At 48.1% G+C, this 16,544-nt stretch carries 17 protein-coding genes; 15 read left to right on the top strand and 2 right to left on the bottom strand.

Annotated elements, in window-relative coordinates; all coding sequences use genetic code 11:
- The first annotated feature begins 308 nt into the window (after window positions 1-308).
- The 4 genes from mltG (at window position 309) to FAY32_RS03450 (ending at window position 3,263) form a co-directional block, all read left to right on the top strand.
- Entirely contained in the window at window positions 309-1,442 is a 1,134-nt protein-coding gene (gene mltG / locus FAY32_RS03465) for an endolytic transglycosylase MltG (RefSeq protein WP_143462068.1), read from the top strand.
- A gap of 3 nt (window positions 1,443-1,445) precedes the next feature.
- Window positions 1,446-2,129: a uridine kinase gene (udk, locus tag FAY32_RS03460; RefSeq protein ID WP_404820117.1), complete on the top strand. Its 684-nt coding sequence runs from the start codon at window positions 1,446-1,448 to the stop codon at window positions 2,127-2,129.
- A gap of 107 nt (window positions 2,130-2,236) precedes the next feature.
- On the top strand, window positions 2,237-2,713 hold the full coding sequence (greA, locus tag FAY32_RS03455; protein ID WP_143462065.1) for a transcription elongation factor GreA: 477 nt from the start codon (window positions 2,237-2,239) through the stop codon (window positions 2,711-2,713).
- Between the two features lie 241 nt (window positions 2,714-2,954).
- Entirely contained in the window at window positions 2,955-3,263 is a 309-nt protein-coding gene (locus FAY32_RS03450) for a HesB/YadR/YfhF family protein (RefSeq protein WP_143462063.1), read from the top strand.
- A 70-nt stretch (window positions 3,264-3,333) separates the two neighbouring features.
- Here the strand turns inward: FAY32_RS03450 and FAY32_RS03445 are convergent, their stop codons facing one another.
- Window positions 3,334-5,973 (bottom strand): YfhO family protein, encoded by a 2,640-nt coding sequence (locus tag FAY32_RS03445; RefSeq protein WP_225428276.1) that lies wholly within the window; start codon window positions 5,971-5,973, stop codon window positions 3,334-3,336.
- Between the two features lie 386 nt (window positions 5,974-6,359).
- On the opposite strand from FAY32_RS03445, the gene FAY32_RS03440 reads away from it, so the two are divergent.
- The 7 genes from FAY32_RS03440 to FAY32_RS03410 all read left to right on the top strand — a co-directional run bounded on the left by FAY32_RS03440 (window position 6,360) and on the right by FAY32_RS03410 (window position 11,917).
- Entirely contained in the window at window positions 6,360-8,426 is a 2,067-nt protein-coding gene (locus FAY32_RS03440; RefSeq protein ID WP_143462060.1) for a peptidoglycan D,D-transpeptidase FtsI family protein, read from the top strand.
- 158 nt (window positions 8,427-8,584) lie between these two features.
- Window positions 8,585-8,734, top strand: coding sequence for a 50S ribosomal protein L33 (gene rpmG / locus FAY32_RS03435; protein WP_011667723.1), 150 nt, complete (start codon window positions 8,585-8,587; stop codon window positions 8,732-8,734).
- Between the two features lie 243 nt (window positions 8,735-8,977).
- Window positions 8,978-9,526 (top strand): 5-formyltetrahydrofolate cyclo-ligase, encoded by a 549-nt coding sequence (locus FAY32_RS03430; protein ID WP_143462059.1) that lies wholly within the window; start codon window positions 8,978-8,980, stop codon window positions 9,524-9,526.
- Between the two features lie 20 nt (window positions 9,527-9,546).
- Window positions 9,547-10,227, top strand: coding sequence for a rhomboid family intramembrane serine protease (locus FAY32_RS03425; RefSeq protein WP_143462058.1), 681 nt, complete (start codon window positions 9,547-9,549; stop codon window positions 10,225-10,227).
- A gap of 43 nt (window positions 10,228-10,270) precedes the next feature.
- Complete coding sequence (locus tag FAY32_RS03420) at window positions 10,271-10,501, top strand: YqgQ family protein (RefSeq protein ID WP_048736215.1); 231 nt, start codon at window positions 10,271-10,273, stop codon at window positions 10,499-10,501.
- 4 nt (window positions 10,502-10,505) lie between these two features.
- The gene (locus FAY32_RS03415) at window positions 10,506-11,477 is read left to right on the top strand and encodes an ROK family glucokinase (RefSeq protein ID WP_143462057.1); all 972 of its coding nucleotides are present in this window, start codon (window positions 10,506-10,508) and stop codon (window positions 11,475-11,477) included.
- Between the two features lie 26 nt (window positions 11,478-11,503).
- Complete coding sequence (locus FAY32_RS03410) at window positions 11,504-11,917, top strand: rhodanese-like domain-containing protein (protein ID WP_225428275.1); 414 nt, start codon at window positions 11,504-11,506, stop codon at window positions 11,915-11,917.
- Between the two features lie 174 nt (window positions 11,918-12,091).
- Here FAY32_RS03410 and FAY32_RS03405 read toward each other — a convergent pair whose 3' ends face one another.
- Window positions 12,092-12,268 (bottom strand): DUF3042 family protein, encoded by a 177-nt coding sequence (locus tag FAY32_RS03405; protein WP_048736212.1) that lies wholly within the window; start codon window positions 12,266-12,268, stop codon window positions 12,092-12,094.
- A gap of 351 nt (window positions 12,269-12,619) precedes the next feature.
- On the opposite strand from FAY32_RS03405, the gene FAY32_RS03400 reads away from it, so the two are divergent.
- The 4 genes from FAY32_RS03400 (at window position 12,620) to glnA (ending at window position 16,439) form a co-directional block, all read left to right on the top strand.
- Complete coding sequence (locus FAY32_RS03400) at window positions 12,620-13,387, top strand: glycerophosphodiester phosphodiesterase (RefSeq protein WP_143462056.1); 768 nt, start codon at window positions 12,620-12,622, stop codon at window positions 13,385-13,387.
- Window positions 13,372-14,289, top strand: a complete 918-nt coding sequence (gene miaA / locus FAY32_RS03395; protein ID WP_143462054.1) for a tRNA (adenosine(37)-N6)-dimethylallyltransferase MiaA — start codon at window positions 13,372-13,374, stop codon at window positions 14,287-14,289. Before FAY32_RS03400 ends, miaA begins: the two co-directional genes overlap by 16 nt.
- Before the next feature lie 375 nt (window positions 14,290-14,664).
- The gene (locus FAY32_RS03390) at window positions 14,665-15,051 is read left to right on the top strand and encodes a MerR family transcriptional regulator (RefSeq protein WP_143462053.1); all 387 of its coding nucleotides are present in this window, start codon (window positions 14,665-14,667) and stop codon (window positions 15,049-15,051) included.
- Between the two features lie 44 nt (window positions 15,052-15,095).
- Window positions 15,096-16,439: a type I glutamate--ammonia ligase gene (gene glnA, locus FAY32_RS03385; RefSeq protein ID WP_143462052.1), complete on the top strand. Its 1,344-nt coding sequence runs from the start codon at window positions 15,096-15,098 to the stop codon at window positions 16,437-16,439.
- The last annotated feature ends 105 nt before the right edge of the window (window positions 16,440-16,544 follow it).

Here is a 16,544-nt window from a genome sequence, read left to right as displayed (position 1 = left end):
ATGCAAACTGAACAAGCCAAGACGTTGCCAATGCCCCCAGAATGGGTTGTGGCAACGTCTTTTGGTGTGAAATTAGTGATTGCCTGGGGATGACGGCTTGATGGGATGCGAAAACTGTGCCAGTAAGTTTAGGCGCTGCACATGCTGATCCATTACCAATACGAGGTTATCTGCTGGGAGACCGTGGAAAATGCTGACCGTTTCGAGCCAAAAGATTACATTTTCCTCAAAGTAGCGCTTTCCGGTTTCCGTGAACGGGGAAGTTCTGTATAATGGAGAAGACTATGGCATAGAACGGAGGAAATAAGTTGGATAATGGCACAAATCCCACCCCATCGCGGCAAGATTCGGGGAATAAACGCTCGTTTGTTCGGCGAATTATGGTTGGTGTGGTAAGCCTACTGGTCATTTTGGCCGTGGCGATTGGATTCATTGGGTATCATTATTTTCAATCAGCACTAAAACCGATGGATTCCAGCAACAATAACGTCGTTCAGGTTGATGTTCCTATGGGGGCGACGTCCAATAAAATTGGGCAAATTCTACAGGATAAAAAAGTGGTTAAGAGTGGTATGGTCTTTAACTACTACGTTAAATCAAATAAATTTACCAATTTCCGAGCAGGTTACTACCAGTTGAAGCCGTCGATGACGTTGAAACAGATCGCCAAGCAGTTACAAAAGGGCGGTTCAGCTGAACCAATTCAGAGTACAGCTGGCAAGGTCTTAGTTCGTGAGGGCGAGACGGTCGATCAGCTGGCTGCTGAGATTCCAATTCAGACGGACTTCACCAAAAAAGAGTTCATGAGTGTGATCACGGACAAGGCATTCTTTAACCAATTGGCAGCGAAACACCCACAGCTTTTGGGCTCAGCTAAACAGGCGAAAAATGTTCGGTACCGTTTGGAAGGTTACTTGGCACCAGCAACTTATCAAGCTGGCAAGAAGATGACCTTAAAGCAATTGATTACGGAAATGGTTGATAAAACGGATCAAAATTTGCAGGGCAGTTACGCGACGATCAAGAAGCAAAAGTTGACGGTGCAAGAAACGCTAACGCTGGCTTCGCTGGTTGAACGCGAAGGGGTGACCCAAGCTGACCGGAATAAGATTGCGGGTGTCTTCTTGAACCGGATTGATGCCGGAATGGCCTTACAATCTGATATTTCCGTTCAGTATGCCTTGAAGACGACGAAGAAGACCTTAACGTATAGTGACTTGAAGAAGAAATCGCCTTATAACCTTTACATTCATACGGGTTACGGGCCAGGACCTTTCGACAATCCAAGCGTTTCTTCCGTAAAGGCGGTCTTACACCCAACGGACCGGAAGAAGGGGTACTATTACTTCATCGCGAATACCAAGACGGGGAAGGTCTACTTCTCCGAAACTTATGCACAGCATCAGGAAAAAACGAGTTCATTAGCAAGCGATAATAAATAAAGGATGGCGACAGTGTTGGCAAACAAAAAGCGACCAATCATTATTGGGGTTACCGGGGGTTCTGGTAGCGGTAAGACGACCGTTAGTCGGGCAATCTTCAATCAGTTGATTGGACACTCCATTATGATCTTACAACAAGATTCGTACTACAATAATCAGGATGATATGACGATGGAAGAGCGGGCAGCCGTCAACTATGACCACCCCTTAGCCTTCGATACGGATCTCTTGGTTAAGCAACTGAAACAGTTACTGAATTACGAATCCATTGAGAAACCCGTTTACGACTACACCTTGTCAACGCGAAGTAAGGAGACGATTCACCAGGAACCACGGGATGTCATCATTTTGGAAGGTATCTTAATTTTGGATGATGAACGTTTGCGGGATCTCATGGACATCAAAGTCTTCGTTGATACCGATGATGATATTCGGATCATTCGCCGCATTCAACGGGATATGAACGAACGGGGTCGCTCGCTGGAATCTGTTATCCAGCAATACTTGGCAACGGTTAAGCCAACTTATCACCAATTCGTTGAACCAACGAAGCGTTACGCTGACCTGATTGTTCCAGAAGGTGGTGAGAATCAGGTGGCCATTGACTTGTTAGTCACCAAGATTCGGGCCATTTTGGAAGCCAGTGGGAATAAAGAAGTTTTTGACAATCCAGATACAAGCATATAGAATAGGACGGGTTAGCTGGATGACGGCTAACCTTTTCTAAAATTTAAAATTTAAAGTTGGTTCGCAGTGGCGGCCAATAACATAAAAAAGATAAAGGGGTGGCCAGTGTGGCACAAGACAAGATGTATCCAATGACTGAAGAAGGTAAGGAAAAGCTGGAAAAGGAGCTTGAGGACTTAAAAATGGTTCAACGGCCCAAGGTTATCGATCGGATCAAGATTGCCCGGTCGTATGGTGACCTTTCTGAAAATTCCGAGTATGAATCAGCTAAGGACGAACAAAGTATGTTAGAGACGCGAATCAGTACCGTTGAGCGGATGCTACAATACGCGCAGATCATCGACAATGATTCTACCGACAAGGATGAAATTACGGTCGGCAAGAAGGTGACCTTCAAGGAACTTCCCGATGAGGAACCTGAAGAATACACGATTGTTGGCGCCGCGGAAGCAGATCCAATGTCAGGTAAGATCTCTAACGATTCGCCAATCGCTAAGGGCCTCTTGGGCCACCGGAATGGGGAAGAAGTCACCTTCAACACACCAGGTGGCGACATGTCCGTTAAGATTTTAGCGGTTGAATAAACTTAAAAATTTCGGCTGAAAGTCGTGAATGGCGTCGCGGAGGGTAATTGCCGTGGCGTCATTTTTTTGACTACGGCGACTAGCCCAAATAGTCGCGGTCGATTGAGCACTTTACTGGCTAAGCACAATTAAATCGTGCATAATACAGTTTGTGAAATGATACTTGCCAAGGACCTCCTTGACGTGGTATAAATGATACTGAAAACGGATTCATAGTCTGCTTAAGAGGAGTCTTATAATTATGAAGATTACAGTTACTGATGCAGCCAGCAAATGGTTCCGTGATGAAATGGGAATGACTGGCCGGGGGATTCGTTTCTTTGGTAAGGTCTACGGCAAGACGCCCGTTCACCAAGGATTCTCTTTGGGAATGACCCCTGATGATAATCCGCGAGACCCCATCGTTACTGAAAAGAAAGACGATGTGACTTACTACATTACTGAAGGCGACCAATGGTTCTTCGTGGGGTACGACCTGACAGTTGACTATGACCCACAAACTGACGGCCCGACCTACATTTACGATGATAACGGTGAACTTGACCGTTAAATATAAAAAAATCTCACCACTGCGATTAGCGCACTGGTGAGATTTTTTTGACTCATTTACAAATCGTGTTTTACTGACGTTTTCGGAAGAACCACCAGCCACCGAGTAATCCGATGAACGTACCGCCGCTGATGAGCAGACCGGCATTTAAGAGTGGTGGCCAGTAGGCAAGTGTTACCGTCTGCTTGCCCTTAGGCAGCTTGACGGCAGTGAACATGTTCAACGTCTTGTAGGTCTTGACCGCCTTGCCGTTGACAGTAGCGTGCCATCCCTTGGAATAAGGGATTGAGGTGTTTAGAACTTGACCGGGTTGGGTCGTGGTAATCGTCCCACTGAAGTAACGATTTGAGTGCTTGGTTAGGTGCCAAGGGTGGGCTTGCAAGTGTTTGACCGCCCGTTGGAACGTGGCCGTATTCAGACGGTACAGTGTGAAGTTTTGGAGCCACAGCGACCCCTTCTTGAGCTGAATCGTGAGTTTCTGAGTCTTCCCTTTGGCATGATCAGCCGCACTCACTAGAATCGTGTTGCGATAAGTCTTGTATTGATCCAGTTGCTTGCCATTCAGGATGAAGGTCGCGTTGTCTGGATTAACGGTGGAGCCAAAAGTCAGGTAATAGGCATCATTGCTGGTTGGCTTAAATGTCAACGTGATCTTGGCGGGTTTCAGCAGGTTTTTCTTTTGCAGCATGGCCCCAGTGATCTTAGTTTGCTGACCAAGATTTTGGAAGTCGACCTGATTAAAGTTTTCTGCTGTGTAGAGGTGCTGATCATGCGCATTGCCAGTCAAAGCAGCTAGCCAGTTGGCCTGATATTGTGCAGGATCGGCCGTTTTATTCTTTAATGATAGAATCTGTGAGCTGGCGGCATACCCCATCGGCAGGGCGTAGGGGTTACGGTAAGTCGTGGCCCAGTGATCTTGGTTGGTGATACGGTAATCGGTTAGGTCGGCCTTATTGGTCGATGCTGGCAGAATGCTGGTCCCACCCAAAGCGCCCGCCAGTTGTTTTTGCTGGAAATAATATTTCATATTCAGCAGGGAATCGGTGACGAGTGTGCCATTACTGTATTCCACGAAGCCATCCCCGTCAGGGTTTCCAATGTTGCCGAAGAAGGCTGGGGTAGTCTTAGTCAGGACAGAGGAGAAGACACCGCCGCCATTGTAGCCCGTTTGAAAGGCATCCCCTTTAGTCCGTAAGAAGGTCTTGCCAATCCGGTAAGCACTGGTGTCTTGCTTTTGAACACGGTTAACTAAGCGTTGGAGTTCATTGGTATAATTACCATATTCACCTTGCGAGACGTAGCTGATGTTATTCAGTGAAATAAAGGCGTTGGCGCTGATTTCGGTGACCCCAATGACGAAGAAGGCCAGTGGGTAGATCCAGTGATAGTGAATCGGGAGCGTTATCAAGGCGAGGGCAAAGATGATAAATAGCAGGCCTAATAGCACTTGACTCCATGAGAGAAACGCGAACTTTTTCAGGTTGAGTGCAACGTAGGCACTGCCGGCCGCGACCAGTAAGGTGACAACGGCGATTGCCAGCCAACCAGGTTGAAAGTCGTTGGTCAGTGTTTGCGCGGCTAGCCAAATCAGCCAGAAACTGACGATAAATGAGAAGCGATACGGGTACCAAACGGGGAATTGACCAGCGTGCCACAGCAGATCCAGGGGTTGAACACACAAGGATAATGCGAGGAAAATGGTGATGAGGCCGGCCGTAAGCCGACTTCTGAGCCGAATGCGCCGATCGCTGAAGAAAAATAGGCTTCCTAGCAGGGCGATGGCGCCGATGAAGAGGTTGGCCGTCCCGTCAGGCATTTGGTCGAAGTTAAAGGCCCCCATAAAGAACTTCGCTAACATTTTGGGCGGGAAAAACTCAAATTTCCATTTAAAAGAGGTCACGGTGTATTGCGCCTTACTTTGGGAGAGTGACCACCAGGTCGGCAGCAGTACAAACGCAGCGAGTAGCCCACTAGCGGCCGAGGTCCAAGCAAACCGGAAAGTTTGACTCCAGAAATGCCGCCAATTAGTGAATCGGTCGACGGCAAACCAGATAAAGGCAAGAATCATAAAAAGGCAGATCATGTAAGCCATGTAGTAATTCACGACTAACATGATGGTCAGCCAGATGACGTACGTGTGCCATTTACCGGTCTGCATGAGCAGGTAGAGCCCGTAGAAAATCAACGGTAAGAGGTAGGCGGCATCAAGCCACATCACGTTCAGCTGGTTGGCAATCGACCAGCCCATTAAGGCGTAGGCCGTGGCGAAGGTAATGGCTTTCAAACCAGTCTGTTTCGTAGTTTTGTCCAACAACCAAGCGAAGGTCAATCCGGAAAGACCGTATTTGAAGACAGTCAGGAGGAAAACACCAGTTGTTAGGGACGTCCCCGGACACAGCAGTAAGATCCAGTTTAGTGGACTCAATAAATAGTACGACCAAGTTCCCAGCATCTCGCCCCCTAAGCCATTGGCAAAGGAGTAGAAGATGCTGCTGGGATCGTGCAGGAGTGCCCGCCTGAGGTAGGCGAAAAAGTCGATGTACTGTTGGCCTAAATCCACAGTTAACAGGCTACTAGAGCCAAATGGTGCCATTTGACGGTAGATAAAGTAGACGGTCATCAGAATAAAGGGCGTCAGAAAAGCCCCAAGTAGGGTAAATTGACGTTGGGTCAGTGACCAGCGTCTTTTTCGTGCTTGCAAATAAGCCACCTCAATCTTAAAAATAGTTGTGTTTCAAAAGTCACTCCAGGGCCAAGCAACGCGAGGTTGCCGAGTGGCAGTGTCAGTTGGCGTGGTGCTCACGGTAAGTGCCCATTTTACACAAATCCGGCCTTTGAAAAGTATTTCCAATATGCTTGTTTGCCTTCATAGTGTAATATACTAAAAGGAAACGTCACTTAATTAGCTTGAAAAGTTTAGATTTTGTAAAGAGCCCGACCAGTGACTAAACGGTTGCTTGAGTTATGCTAGAATGACTAGTGTTATTTTGTCTAGGCTTCTAGAATAGCATAAAATCATTAAATTTCGGTAGCGGGATAGTGACTAGCGATGAAGTTTGGTAAAATAGGTGCAGTACAATAAGGAGCAGAGCTGTTGTGAAGAATTTTTATAATCGCGTTAGTAACCGAAATCAACGGTCTAGTGGCGGTCCCACGAAGTCAGAGATCCCGTTTCGGTTAAACTTTCTTTTCATTATTGTTGCCCTGTTATTTGCGGCGCTGATTGGTCAGTTAGCGTACTTGCAGGTGATGTACGGGACGCAATTTAAGGCAGAGGTCAATTCGACCGATACCACGATTGAAACCACCAACGTTCAGCGGGGGATGGTTTACGATTCCACGGGTAAGGTCTTGGTTGGGAATAAGGCCCATCAAGCCATCTCCTATACCAAGGGGGTCAACGTATTATCGACGAGTATGTACGATATTGCGAACAAGTTGGGCCGTTATTTAACGGTTTCGACTAGTTCTCTGACGCCTCGGCAGGCCATCGACTACTATTTAACCGATCAAAAGCGGTTAAAGGCGGTTGAAGGAAAGCTGTCCGGGACGAAAGGGATGTCAACCACCCAGTTGTACAACAAGGCGTTGAGTTATTTACAGAATGATTCCTCATTTAAATTAACGAAAACGCAACAGAACGCGGCCGCTATTTTTGCGAAAATGAGTGGTGCCTATGCGCTGTCGACCACGTACATCAAGGATTCTGGCGTTTCAAGCACAGAAATCGCTCAAATTGGTGAGCATCTGTCTGAAATGCCTGGGGTTCAGGTGGGGACGAGTTGGTCACGGGATTATCCGAACGGGTCATCGATCAGGTCGATCATCGGGACGGTTTCGTCTGAAAAGACGGGGCTACCCAGTGATCGGGTCAATGAATTACTCGCACAAGGCTATTCTCGAAATGACAGTGTGGGGCAATCCTACTTGGAACAAGAGTACGAGTCCGTTCTGCGAGGAACTAAGGCTGAAAAGCAGGTTGAAGTTGCTGGTAACAACACGGTGACCAAGGAAGTTAAGAAGTACGGTGGTCAGAAGGGGGATAACCTACAACTGACTATCAATTCGAAATTCCAAAGTCAACTGCAGTCACTGGTTCATTCTGCGGAATCCGGTGCAGGTGGCTACTCAACCGGGACGTACGCCATCGTAATGAACCCGAATACGGGTGGTGTCATTGGGATGGCCGGGGTCGATCGTGATCCATCCACGGGCAAGATTACCACGAACGCTTTGGGTGCCATGAACAGTGATATTGTTATGGGGTCCGTTGTCAAGGGGGCCATGGTTTCTGGTGCGTTGATGGATGGTGTGATCACACCATCTAACAATACCTTGACCGATAAAGTCATTAACGTTGGTGGGGTCAAGAAGTCTTCTTGGTTTAACCATAGTGGGAGTGCCAACATTGCGGTCAATGCATCGACGGCGCTGGAAGTTTCTTCTAACTCCTATATGATGCAGTTAGCCATGAAGGAAGCCAAATTCAACTACGTTCCCGGCTCCGCTTTGACCATGGATACCGGTATCTTCGCTAAGGAACGGGGTTACTTTAACCAATTTGGGTTAGGGGTTTCCACCGGAATTGACTTACCAGGTGAAAGTACCGGATTGAAAGGGTCTAGCAGCTTCGCCCACATTGGAAATGCTTTGGATCTGTCCTTCGGGAACTACGACGCTTACACCGTTTTACAGGTTGGTCAGTACATGTCGACCATTGCTAACGGGGGAACTCGGATTGCACCACACGTGGTTGATTCTATTCGTGGGACCACGTCAACTGGTGAACTGGGGGCCGTCAAATCAACGGTGACACCGAAGGTCTTGAACCGAATCGGAATGACGACTGCTGAAAAGCAGCTGGTCACCGAAGGGTTATATGATGTGGTTCACGGTTCCAACACCTACAAGACTGGTGGGAGTTTATCCTCCATTTCACCAGGAATCTCGGCTAAGACTGGGACGGCGCAAACTTATTATAAGGGTCATGAGACCGTTACGCTGAGTTTGGCGTCTTACGCTCCTGAGAAGAATCCACAGGTGGTCGTGGCCTTGGCAATGCCGAACTTGGGGGTTAACGCCGAAGATAACAACATGCAATTGGCCAAAAAGATCTACGCAGCGTACTGGAAGACGGTTCAGTCTAAAACAACGATTGAGTAGGGCTTAAAGCCTAGTGAGGAAAGGTTTCTGACAGCTGTTAAGTATTTTTCCTTAACATATTTGGGATTATGACTGGTAATTGCGCCGGATTAATGGTAGTATATTACGAGTTAAGGGCTCTAGCCTGTAATTCTGAACAAGTTGGGAGGTTACCCACAATGCGTGTACACATCACTTTAGAATGTACAGAATGCCACGAACGCAATTACTTATCCAGCAAGAACCGGCGTAATAACCCGGACCGGGTTGAATTTAAGAAATACTGCCCACGTGACCGGAAAGTAACTTTGCATCGTGAAACTAAGTAAGGTACGGGCGAGAGTCCGCACCTTTTTTTGTAGCTAAAAGTTGAAGGGGCAACAGTAGTTTGACTAATGGTCGTCCTTGGATGGCTAATACGGATGGTACCCGACCGAATGATAGTCGGGCCGGTGCGAGCAACACATACGGGTTTCAGTCGATGGCTGTTGCTCGCGTGGTACTATTGATGCACCAGAATCGTTGCAAATATAAAGTTAAAGAGAATGAGAATTGATTAGGGAGGCGTCACCATGGCAACCAAGAAAGAATTGCGACAGCAGACGATTCAGGCACTCAAAACCATGCCGGCTGAGCAACGACTAGCTGCTAGTGATCAGCTTTATCAGCAGCTGTGGGCACTACCAGAGTGGCAAGCGGCTAGTAAGATTGCGACCACGATTAGTAGTGGCTTTGAACTGGCAACACAACCGATCATCGATCGCGCACGGGCAGAGGGCAAGGTCGTTGCCGTACCCGAGACGTTACCGCATCGGCAAATGGCTTTTCACGTGGTGGATGACCGCACAAACTTCGAGCGGAGCAAATTTGGCCTGTTAGAACCCGTTGATGGCGAAATTATTGCGCCAGACCAATTTGGGTTGATTGTCGTCCCAGGCCTCATTTTTGCGGCTACCGGTGAGCGATTAGGCTTTGGGGGCGGTTATTATGATCGCTACTTGCCAAAGACGACTGCGTTTAAGGTGTCACTGGCATTGCCTGCACAACAAGCGAGTCACCCCAATTGGACCGTTGAAGCATTTGATGTCAGATTAGATGCGGTTTTAGCCGCACAGTTATAGAATAGAAAGGAAGCCTCGTGGTGACGCAACTTAAGTATCGACTCAGCCGGCTTGATCAATATCCATTTATGACGGTCGGCTTGATTGTGATCATGGTGCTGGTGTACGGCGCCATGACTTTGGCCGGTGGTAGCACCGACGTCAACGTTTTGATCACGTTTGGCGCTAAGGTCAATGTCTTGATTCAGCAAGGCGAGTGGTGGCGGTTATTCACCCCAATGTTCTTGCACATTGGGTTTACGCATATCTTGATGAACATGATCACCCTGTACTTTGTGGGTATCCAGATCGAAGCGGCGTTTGGCCATACCCGATTTCTGGCGATGTTTCTGATTGCTGGAATTGGGGGAAACGTGGCCAGCTTCTGCTTCTCAGATAGCTTGTCCGCAGGAGCGAGTACCGCAATTTTCGGGCTATTCGGGGCTTTCCTGATGCTCGGCGAATCCTTCTGGCAGAATCCAGTTATTCGTCAAATTGCGCGAACGTTCATGGCCTTTATCATCATGAACTTGGCGTTCGATATCTTCACGCCGGGCATTGATATGGCTGGTCACCTAGGCGGGCTGGTCGTGGGCTTTTTGGTAGCGTATACAGTTGGTGTCCCTCGAATTGGTAAGGTTAGCGTAATCAAGAGAATTGTAGCGACTGTTGTTCTAATTGTTGGATTGGTCTGGCTGTATTTACACGGTATGGCGCAATAGTCAACGAAAATGACTCGTGCAATTTCACGGAGGTTGTGGCACAATGAAAACGTTATATGATGTTCAGCAGCTACTTAAAAAGTTCGGTATTTATGTGTACGTGGGCAAACGGCTTTGGGATATTGAGGTCATGGCACTAGAACTAGACCATTTGCGCCAGGCGCGCGTGGTGGATGATCATACTTTTGTGCAGGCCAAGGTGGTTCTGACGCATGAACACCGATTAGAAGAACAACGAGCAAGAGATAAACACCAATCCATTGGAGGGATTTAGAGTTATGGCACGGAATTTAATTGGAATCGATCTAGGTGGTACCACAACGAAAATGGCTTTCCTCTCTGTTTCTGGGGAAGTCTTGACGAAGTGGAATATTCCCACCGATATCTCTGATGAGGGCAGTCATATTGTCCCAAACATTATTGAGTCGATTAACCAACACATTACAAATTCAGAATTTAGTAAAGATGATTTTATCGGTATCGGGATGGGGACACCTGGTTCCGTAGATATTGAAAACGGAACGGTTATTGGTGCCTTCAACTTAAACTGGAAGAAACGGCAACAGGTTCGTGACCAGATCCAAGCGGGTATCGGTTTACAGTTTATCTTGGACAACGACGCGAACGTCGCCTCTCTGGGTGAATACTGGAAGGGTGCCGGTGAAAAAGATGCGGATGTGGTCTTTGTCACGTTAGGTACCGGTGTCGGCGGTGGGGTCATCGCTGGTGGCCGGCTCTTACACGGCATTAACGGTGGCGCTGGTGAATTAGGCCACGTTACGGTGCAGCCCAATGGTTACCTGTGTACGTGTGGCAAGCGTGGCTGTCTCGAACAATACGCTTCCGCTACCGGGGTCGTTCACGTCGCCGCTGACATGGCTAAAGACTTCATGGGCACGTCACGCTTAAAGGAAATGGAAGATAATCAAGAGAGTGTAACGTCTAAAATGATCTTCTACTTGGCCGACAATGGTGACATTTTGGCTAACCAAGTCGTTGACCGGGTCACGTTCTACTTAGGGTTGGCTTTGGCTAACGTTGCTAACATTTTGAATCCCGCTAACATTATCATTGGTGGTGGTGTTTCTAATGCCGGTAACACGTTATTACAGCCAACGACGCGTTACTTCCAAGAAAATGCTTTCCCAGCCGTTCGTGATTCAACGAAGCTCCGGTTGGCACAGTTAGGAAATGATGCAGGTGTTATTGGGGCCGCTTCATTGGCATTGCGGTTCCAAAAGAGTAACTAGTAAAAGCCAGGAAGGACGATTTAGTTTTGGTAATTGGTGCAATCTCCGGGATGACGATTTATACCATCATCCTGATCATTTTGTTAGTCGCATGGGGCGGTTGGGAATTAGCCACAGTCATTCGGCGTAATCGCGTCGCTACCCTTATCGACGAGGACACGTTTCAAGCGGGTCTCCGTAAGGCACAAGTTGTCGACTTGCGGGAAAAGAAGGACTTTGATGCGGGCCATATTCTAGGCGCCCGGAGTATTCCTTTCTCAACGTTTAAAGCCTACCATCAAGAAATTCGTGCGGATCTGCCAGTCTACCTGTATGATCAGGGGAAAACACTGAGCACCCGGGCTGCCTTGATGTTGGGTAAAGAAGGATACAATCAAATCTATATCTTAAAGACGGGTTACTCACGTTGGCAAGGTAAGACGAAAAAGACAAAATATTAGTCCTAAAGGTGCGACCGAGGATGGTGTACTGGTGCGGATGGTTCTTAGGTTTAACTGGTTTAATTCAGGATCAGGTGAAACCGGTTGTCCTCAGTCACACGTTTCGACAATAGCAGTTAAAAAAAGAGCGTCACGGATTTTTTCCGCGACGCTCTTTTTATATGGTGTAAGCGACTAACCGTTGTGAGCGGAATGGCTCTTGCGGTTTGCACGCTTCCGATTTTCTTCGAAACGTGATTCTTGGTCTTCAATGGGTTGAACGACCTTCTTTTTAAATGAAAAGACGGCACCAGCGACGGCACTAGCGGTTGCGACGACACCAAACAAAAATCCTTTTGTGAAATGTTTCATAGCATTCGACTCCCATCATTTAAGAATTTAGTTATCCGCTTCCATTATGCTGGTTTTGTGACTAAATTGCTAGTGATTTACAGCGATTCATGGTCAGATGAAGAATGGTCATGTTTAACCTGACTATCCGCATGAGGTGAGAGAAAGCAGACGGTTCAGTGTCGAGTCAAGGTAGCAGCAGTTGTAGGCAAACAGTCAGTCACATTGGTAGGGTTCGCTGACCTGACTTGATTGCAGCCGCGCCAACTCACGATTCGTTTTAAAGTCATGCAAGTTTTGTGGTAATCTTACTTATGAAGTCATTGACGAATTGCAAGTTAGTATTTAAATTTTTCAAGAGGAGTTGAAGCCATGTTTACCAAACAACCAACGCAGATCATTGCACACCGGGGGAGCAAGGGGACCCGTCCTGAGAACACGTTGCTGGCCTTTCAGGCGGCATTGGATGCGGGAGCTGATGGTATCGAAACCGACGTTCAACTGTCAGCAGACCAGCAGCTAGTCATTATGCACGATGAGCGGGTCGACCGGACGACTAATGGTGAGGGTTTTATCAAAGACCTAACGTTGACGCAACTAAAACGGTTAGATGCGGGGAGTCGTTTCAGTCCAGACTATGCTGGGACCCAGATTCCAACGCTAGATGAGGTCATTCAGTTGCTGATTGCGGACAATTTTACCGGCGTTTTTAACCTAGAACTTAAAACCAACAAGATTCATTATCCAGGGATCGAACAGCGTTTGGCTGCGTACTTTGAGCAACAACCAGTGCCCTTTCGGTTGGTATTCTCCAGCTTCCGGGCCAAGTCCATTTTGACATTACGGACCCTATATCCGCAGGCAGAATACGCGAAGCTCTTTAAAACGGCTGGACGTCAGGCAAAATTAATGCAGCGGCGTCACCAAGTTGGGGGCTTGCATCCGGATATCCACTGGGTGAAGGCCCATCGTTTCTGGTTACCCCATGCCCAACTGCGACCGTGGACGGTCAACAGTGAGGCGGACATGACGTACTGCTTGCGGCACCACTTTGCGGGACTGATCACAGATTATCCGGCCCGTGCCGTGGCACTGCGCACCAAAATTCAGGGAGGCGTATCATCTTGGAAAAGGTCTTAGCGATTGTAGGTCCGACCGCGGTGGGCAAGACGGCGCTCGCAATCGCGCTGGCGCAAAAGTTCAACGGGGAGATCATTTCGGGCGACTCCATGCAGGTCTACCGTCATTTGGATATTGGGACGGCCAAGGCAACGCCCACCGAACAGGCCCAGGCAACGCATCATTTGATCGATGTGTGTGACGTGACCCAGCAGTTTACCGTGGCCGAGTTTGTTGCGGCGGCACAGAAATTGATTCCGGAGATTCGCCAGCGAGGACATTTGCCGATTATTGCCGGGGGAACCGGGTTTTATTTACAGGCGCTCTTTGATGGCTTGAAGTTAGGGGCAGAAGCGCCTGGTGATGCCGATGTCCGGGCCCAACTCCGTGGGGTTGCTCAGGAAAAGGGGCCCCAGTACTTGTGGCAACGGCTAAACGAGCAGGATCCACAAGCGGCCGCCAAGATTCCGCAAACCAATGTGCGACGGACGGTAAGGGCGTTAGAGGTCATTCAAGTCACGGGGAAGCTATTCTCACATCAGGATAATGGCGGCCCCCAGTACGATGACTGCTACGTGGCACTAAACACTGATCGGGCTTTACTTTATCAACGAATCAATCAGCGGGTCGATCTCATGATCAAGGACGGTCTAGTAGACGAAGTCAAATGGCTGGTTAACCAGGGGGGAGCGACCCTTCCGCCGGCTACCGGTATTGGTTACCGCGAATTGATTCCGGTCATAAACCAACCCGATAAGCTAGCGACCGCTATCGATTTAATCAAGCAAGATTCGCGGCACTATGCAAAACGCCAACTCACGTGGTTTCGCAATCAGACAACGGCGACGTGGTATGATCTGGTCCAACACCCCGAACAACGTGCACAAATTGAAGCGCACGTTGCGCAGTGGCTGAAAAGCTGACGATTACTTAGTGCGTGTTAAAGGTTGAAAGCCTCAAAGCACGACCTACGCTTATTCTAGCAACAACAGTGGTCCTAAAACTAGGCAATTTAGTGGTCTAGTTGCCTTACCGGCCGGCAGATAGGGCTGAAAAATGGTAAAACCCAGCTTGAAGTCTCGCAAATCACGAGGGCTCAAGTTGGGTTTTCTACTAAATCAGGCAAATGTTCACTTACTGAGCACATGGAACACTATCCCTGATTCACGTCCTTAGTTCTTACAATTAATTAAAGAATTAAAGATTTTAGGGGTTCATGTCATAAAACGTGACATGTGAGCTTGACTCCCGTTTTCAGCGTGGTATGATGGCATCATAGTTAAAGGGGGCCGGTAGTGATGAAGGAAAAGGAATTGCGGCGTTCATTGGCTGTTTTGCCAATGGGAACCGTCATGAAATTAACGAGCTTAACAGCGCGTCAAATTCGTTACTATGAGGCTCAGGACTTGGTTTCTCCCGAGCGGAGTGACGGCAATCGGCGGTTGTACTCGCTAAATGACGTTGACCGCTTGCTAGAAATTAAGGACTACTTGGCCGATGGGGTCAACGTTGCGGGGATTAAAGCCATTTACGAGCAACAGCAGCGAGCCGCACAGGCAAAACAAGCGGCTGAAAAGCGACCATTGACCGATGAAGATGTCCGCCGTATTTTGCAGGATGAATTCATTCGTCAGAGCGGCTTCAGTCAACCGTCGTCAGGGCTACATCAGCAACGACCTCTTTAAACCGTGGTATTAGACGAGAAAAAAACTGACAGGGAGCGATTTTAATGGCAAAACCAGAATATTCCAAGGATGACATTCGTCAGATGGCAAAGGATGAAAATGTCAAATTCTTACGGTTAATGTTTACCGACTTATTCGGAACGATCAAGAACGTTGAGGTGCCAATCAGCCAACTTGGAAAGTTGCTCGAAAACAAGTTGATGTTTGATGGTTCTTCCATCGATGGTTTCGTTCGAATCGAAGAAAGTGACATGTACCTGTACCCAGACCTTTCAACCTGGATGATTTTCCCTTGGAGTACGGAACGGGGCAAGATTGCTCGAGTGATCTGTGAAGTCTACACAACGGATGGAAAACCATTCGCTGGTGACCCACGGAACAACTTGATTCGGGTCTTAAATGACATGCGTAAGGCCGGCTTCACGGACTTTAACATTGGACCAGAACCTGAATTCTTCCTGTTTAAAATGGATGAAAATGGCAAACCAACGACCGAACTTAATGACAAGGGGAGCTATTTTGACATGGCCCCAATGGACTTAGGTGAGAATTGTCGGCGTGAAATCGTTTTGACGATGGAAGAAATGGGCTTTGATGTTGAAGCAGCCCATCATGAAGTGGCCCCTGGTCAACATGAAATCGACTTCAAGTATGCGGATGCCTTGACGGCGGCTGACAATATTCAAACCTTTAAGTTGGTTGTGAAGACGATTGCGCGGAAGTATGGTCTGTATGCAACGTTTATGCCGAAGCCACTGGCAGGAATCAACGGCTCAGGGATGCATTTGAACATGTCGCTGTTCCACGGCCAAGGCAATGCCTTCTTCGACAAGGACGGCGGGGATATGCAGTTGTCTGAGGACGCTTATCACTTCTTAGGCGGGTTACTCAAGCACGCTCGGAGCTTTACGGCGATCTGCAACCCCATCGTAAACAGCTACAAGCGTTTAGTGCCTGGTTACGAAGCCCCAGTTTACGTCGCTTGGTCTGGGTCTAACCGTTCACCATTGATCCGCGTGCCAAATTCTCGTGGTTTATCAACGCGGCTGGAACTCCGGAGCGTTGACCCTGCAGCTAACCCATATCTGGCAATTGCGGCAGTTCTGGAAGCTGGTCTGGACGGGTTACGGAACAAGTTAGCACCACAAGAGGCCGTTGACCGGAATATCTACCGCATGGACGCTGAAGAACGTCAGGAAAATCACATCACCAACCTACCAGACACGCTACACAACGCGTTGAAGGATTTGGCTGCTGACGATGTCATGCGTGGTGCCATGGGTGAACACCTCTTCCAAAGCTTTATCGAAGCGAAGAATCTGGAATACAATTCTTACCGGACCCAAGTTTCTCAGTGGGAACGCGATCAGTACCTGGAATTGTACTAAACCGATTTAGAAATTAATCATAAAAAAATGTGTGGGCAAACGTCACGCGTACGGTCATCAGGAAACTGGGGCGGTAGGTGTGGCGTTTTCCACTTTCAGAACCAT

The organism is Levilactobacillus enshiensis, assembly GCF_007115095.1.
GTDB lineage: Bacteria > Bacillota > Bacilli > Lactobacillales > Lactobacillaceae > Levilactobacillus > Levilactobacillus enshiensis.
This window is presented reverse-complemented; position numbering and strand designations above follow the sequence as displayed.

Bases quoted from the DNA above. Each gene is read 5' to 3' on its own strand.
- udk (WP_404820117.1), top strand. From the start codon at position 1,446: ATGGCGACAGTGTTGGCAAACAAAAAGCGACCAATCATTATTGGGGTT.
- FAY32_RS03450 (WP_143462063.1), top strand. From the start codon at position 2,955: ATGAAGATTACAGTTACTGATGCAGCCAGCAAATGGTTCCGTGATGAA.
- rpmG (WP_011667723.1), top strand. From the start codon at position 8,585: ATGCGTGTACACATCACTTTAGAATGTACAGAATGCCACGAACGCAAT.
- FAY32_RS03430 (WP_143462059.1), top strand. From the start codon at position 8,978: ATGGCAACCAAGAAAGAATTGCGACAGCAGACGATTCAGGCACTCAAA.
- FAY32_RS03420 (WP_048736215.1), top strand. From the start codon at position 10,271: ATGAAAACGTTATATGATGTTCAGCAGCTACTTAAAAAGTTCGGTATT.
- FAY32_RS03415 (WP_143462057.1), top strand. From the start codon at position 10,506: ATGGCACGGAATTTAATTGGAATCGATCTAGGTGGTACCACAACGAAA.
- FAY32_RS03405 (WP_048736212.1), bottom strand. From the start codon at position 12,268: ATGAAACATTTCACAAAAGGATTTTTGTTTGGTGTCGTCGCAACCGCT.
- FAY32_RS03400 (WP_143462056.1), top strand. From the start codon at position 12,620: ATGTTTACCAAACAACCAACGCAGATCATTGCACACCGGGGGAGCAAG.
- FAY32_RS03390 (WP_143462053.1), top strand. From the start codon at position 14,665: ATGAAGGAAAAGGAATTGCGGCGTTCATTGGCTGTTTTGCCAATGGGA.
- glnA (WP_143462052.1), top strand. From the start codon at position 15,096: ATGGCAAAACCAGAATATTCCAAGGATGACATTCGTCAGATGGCAAAG.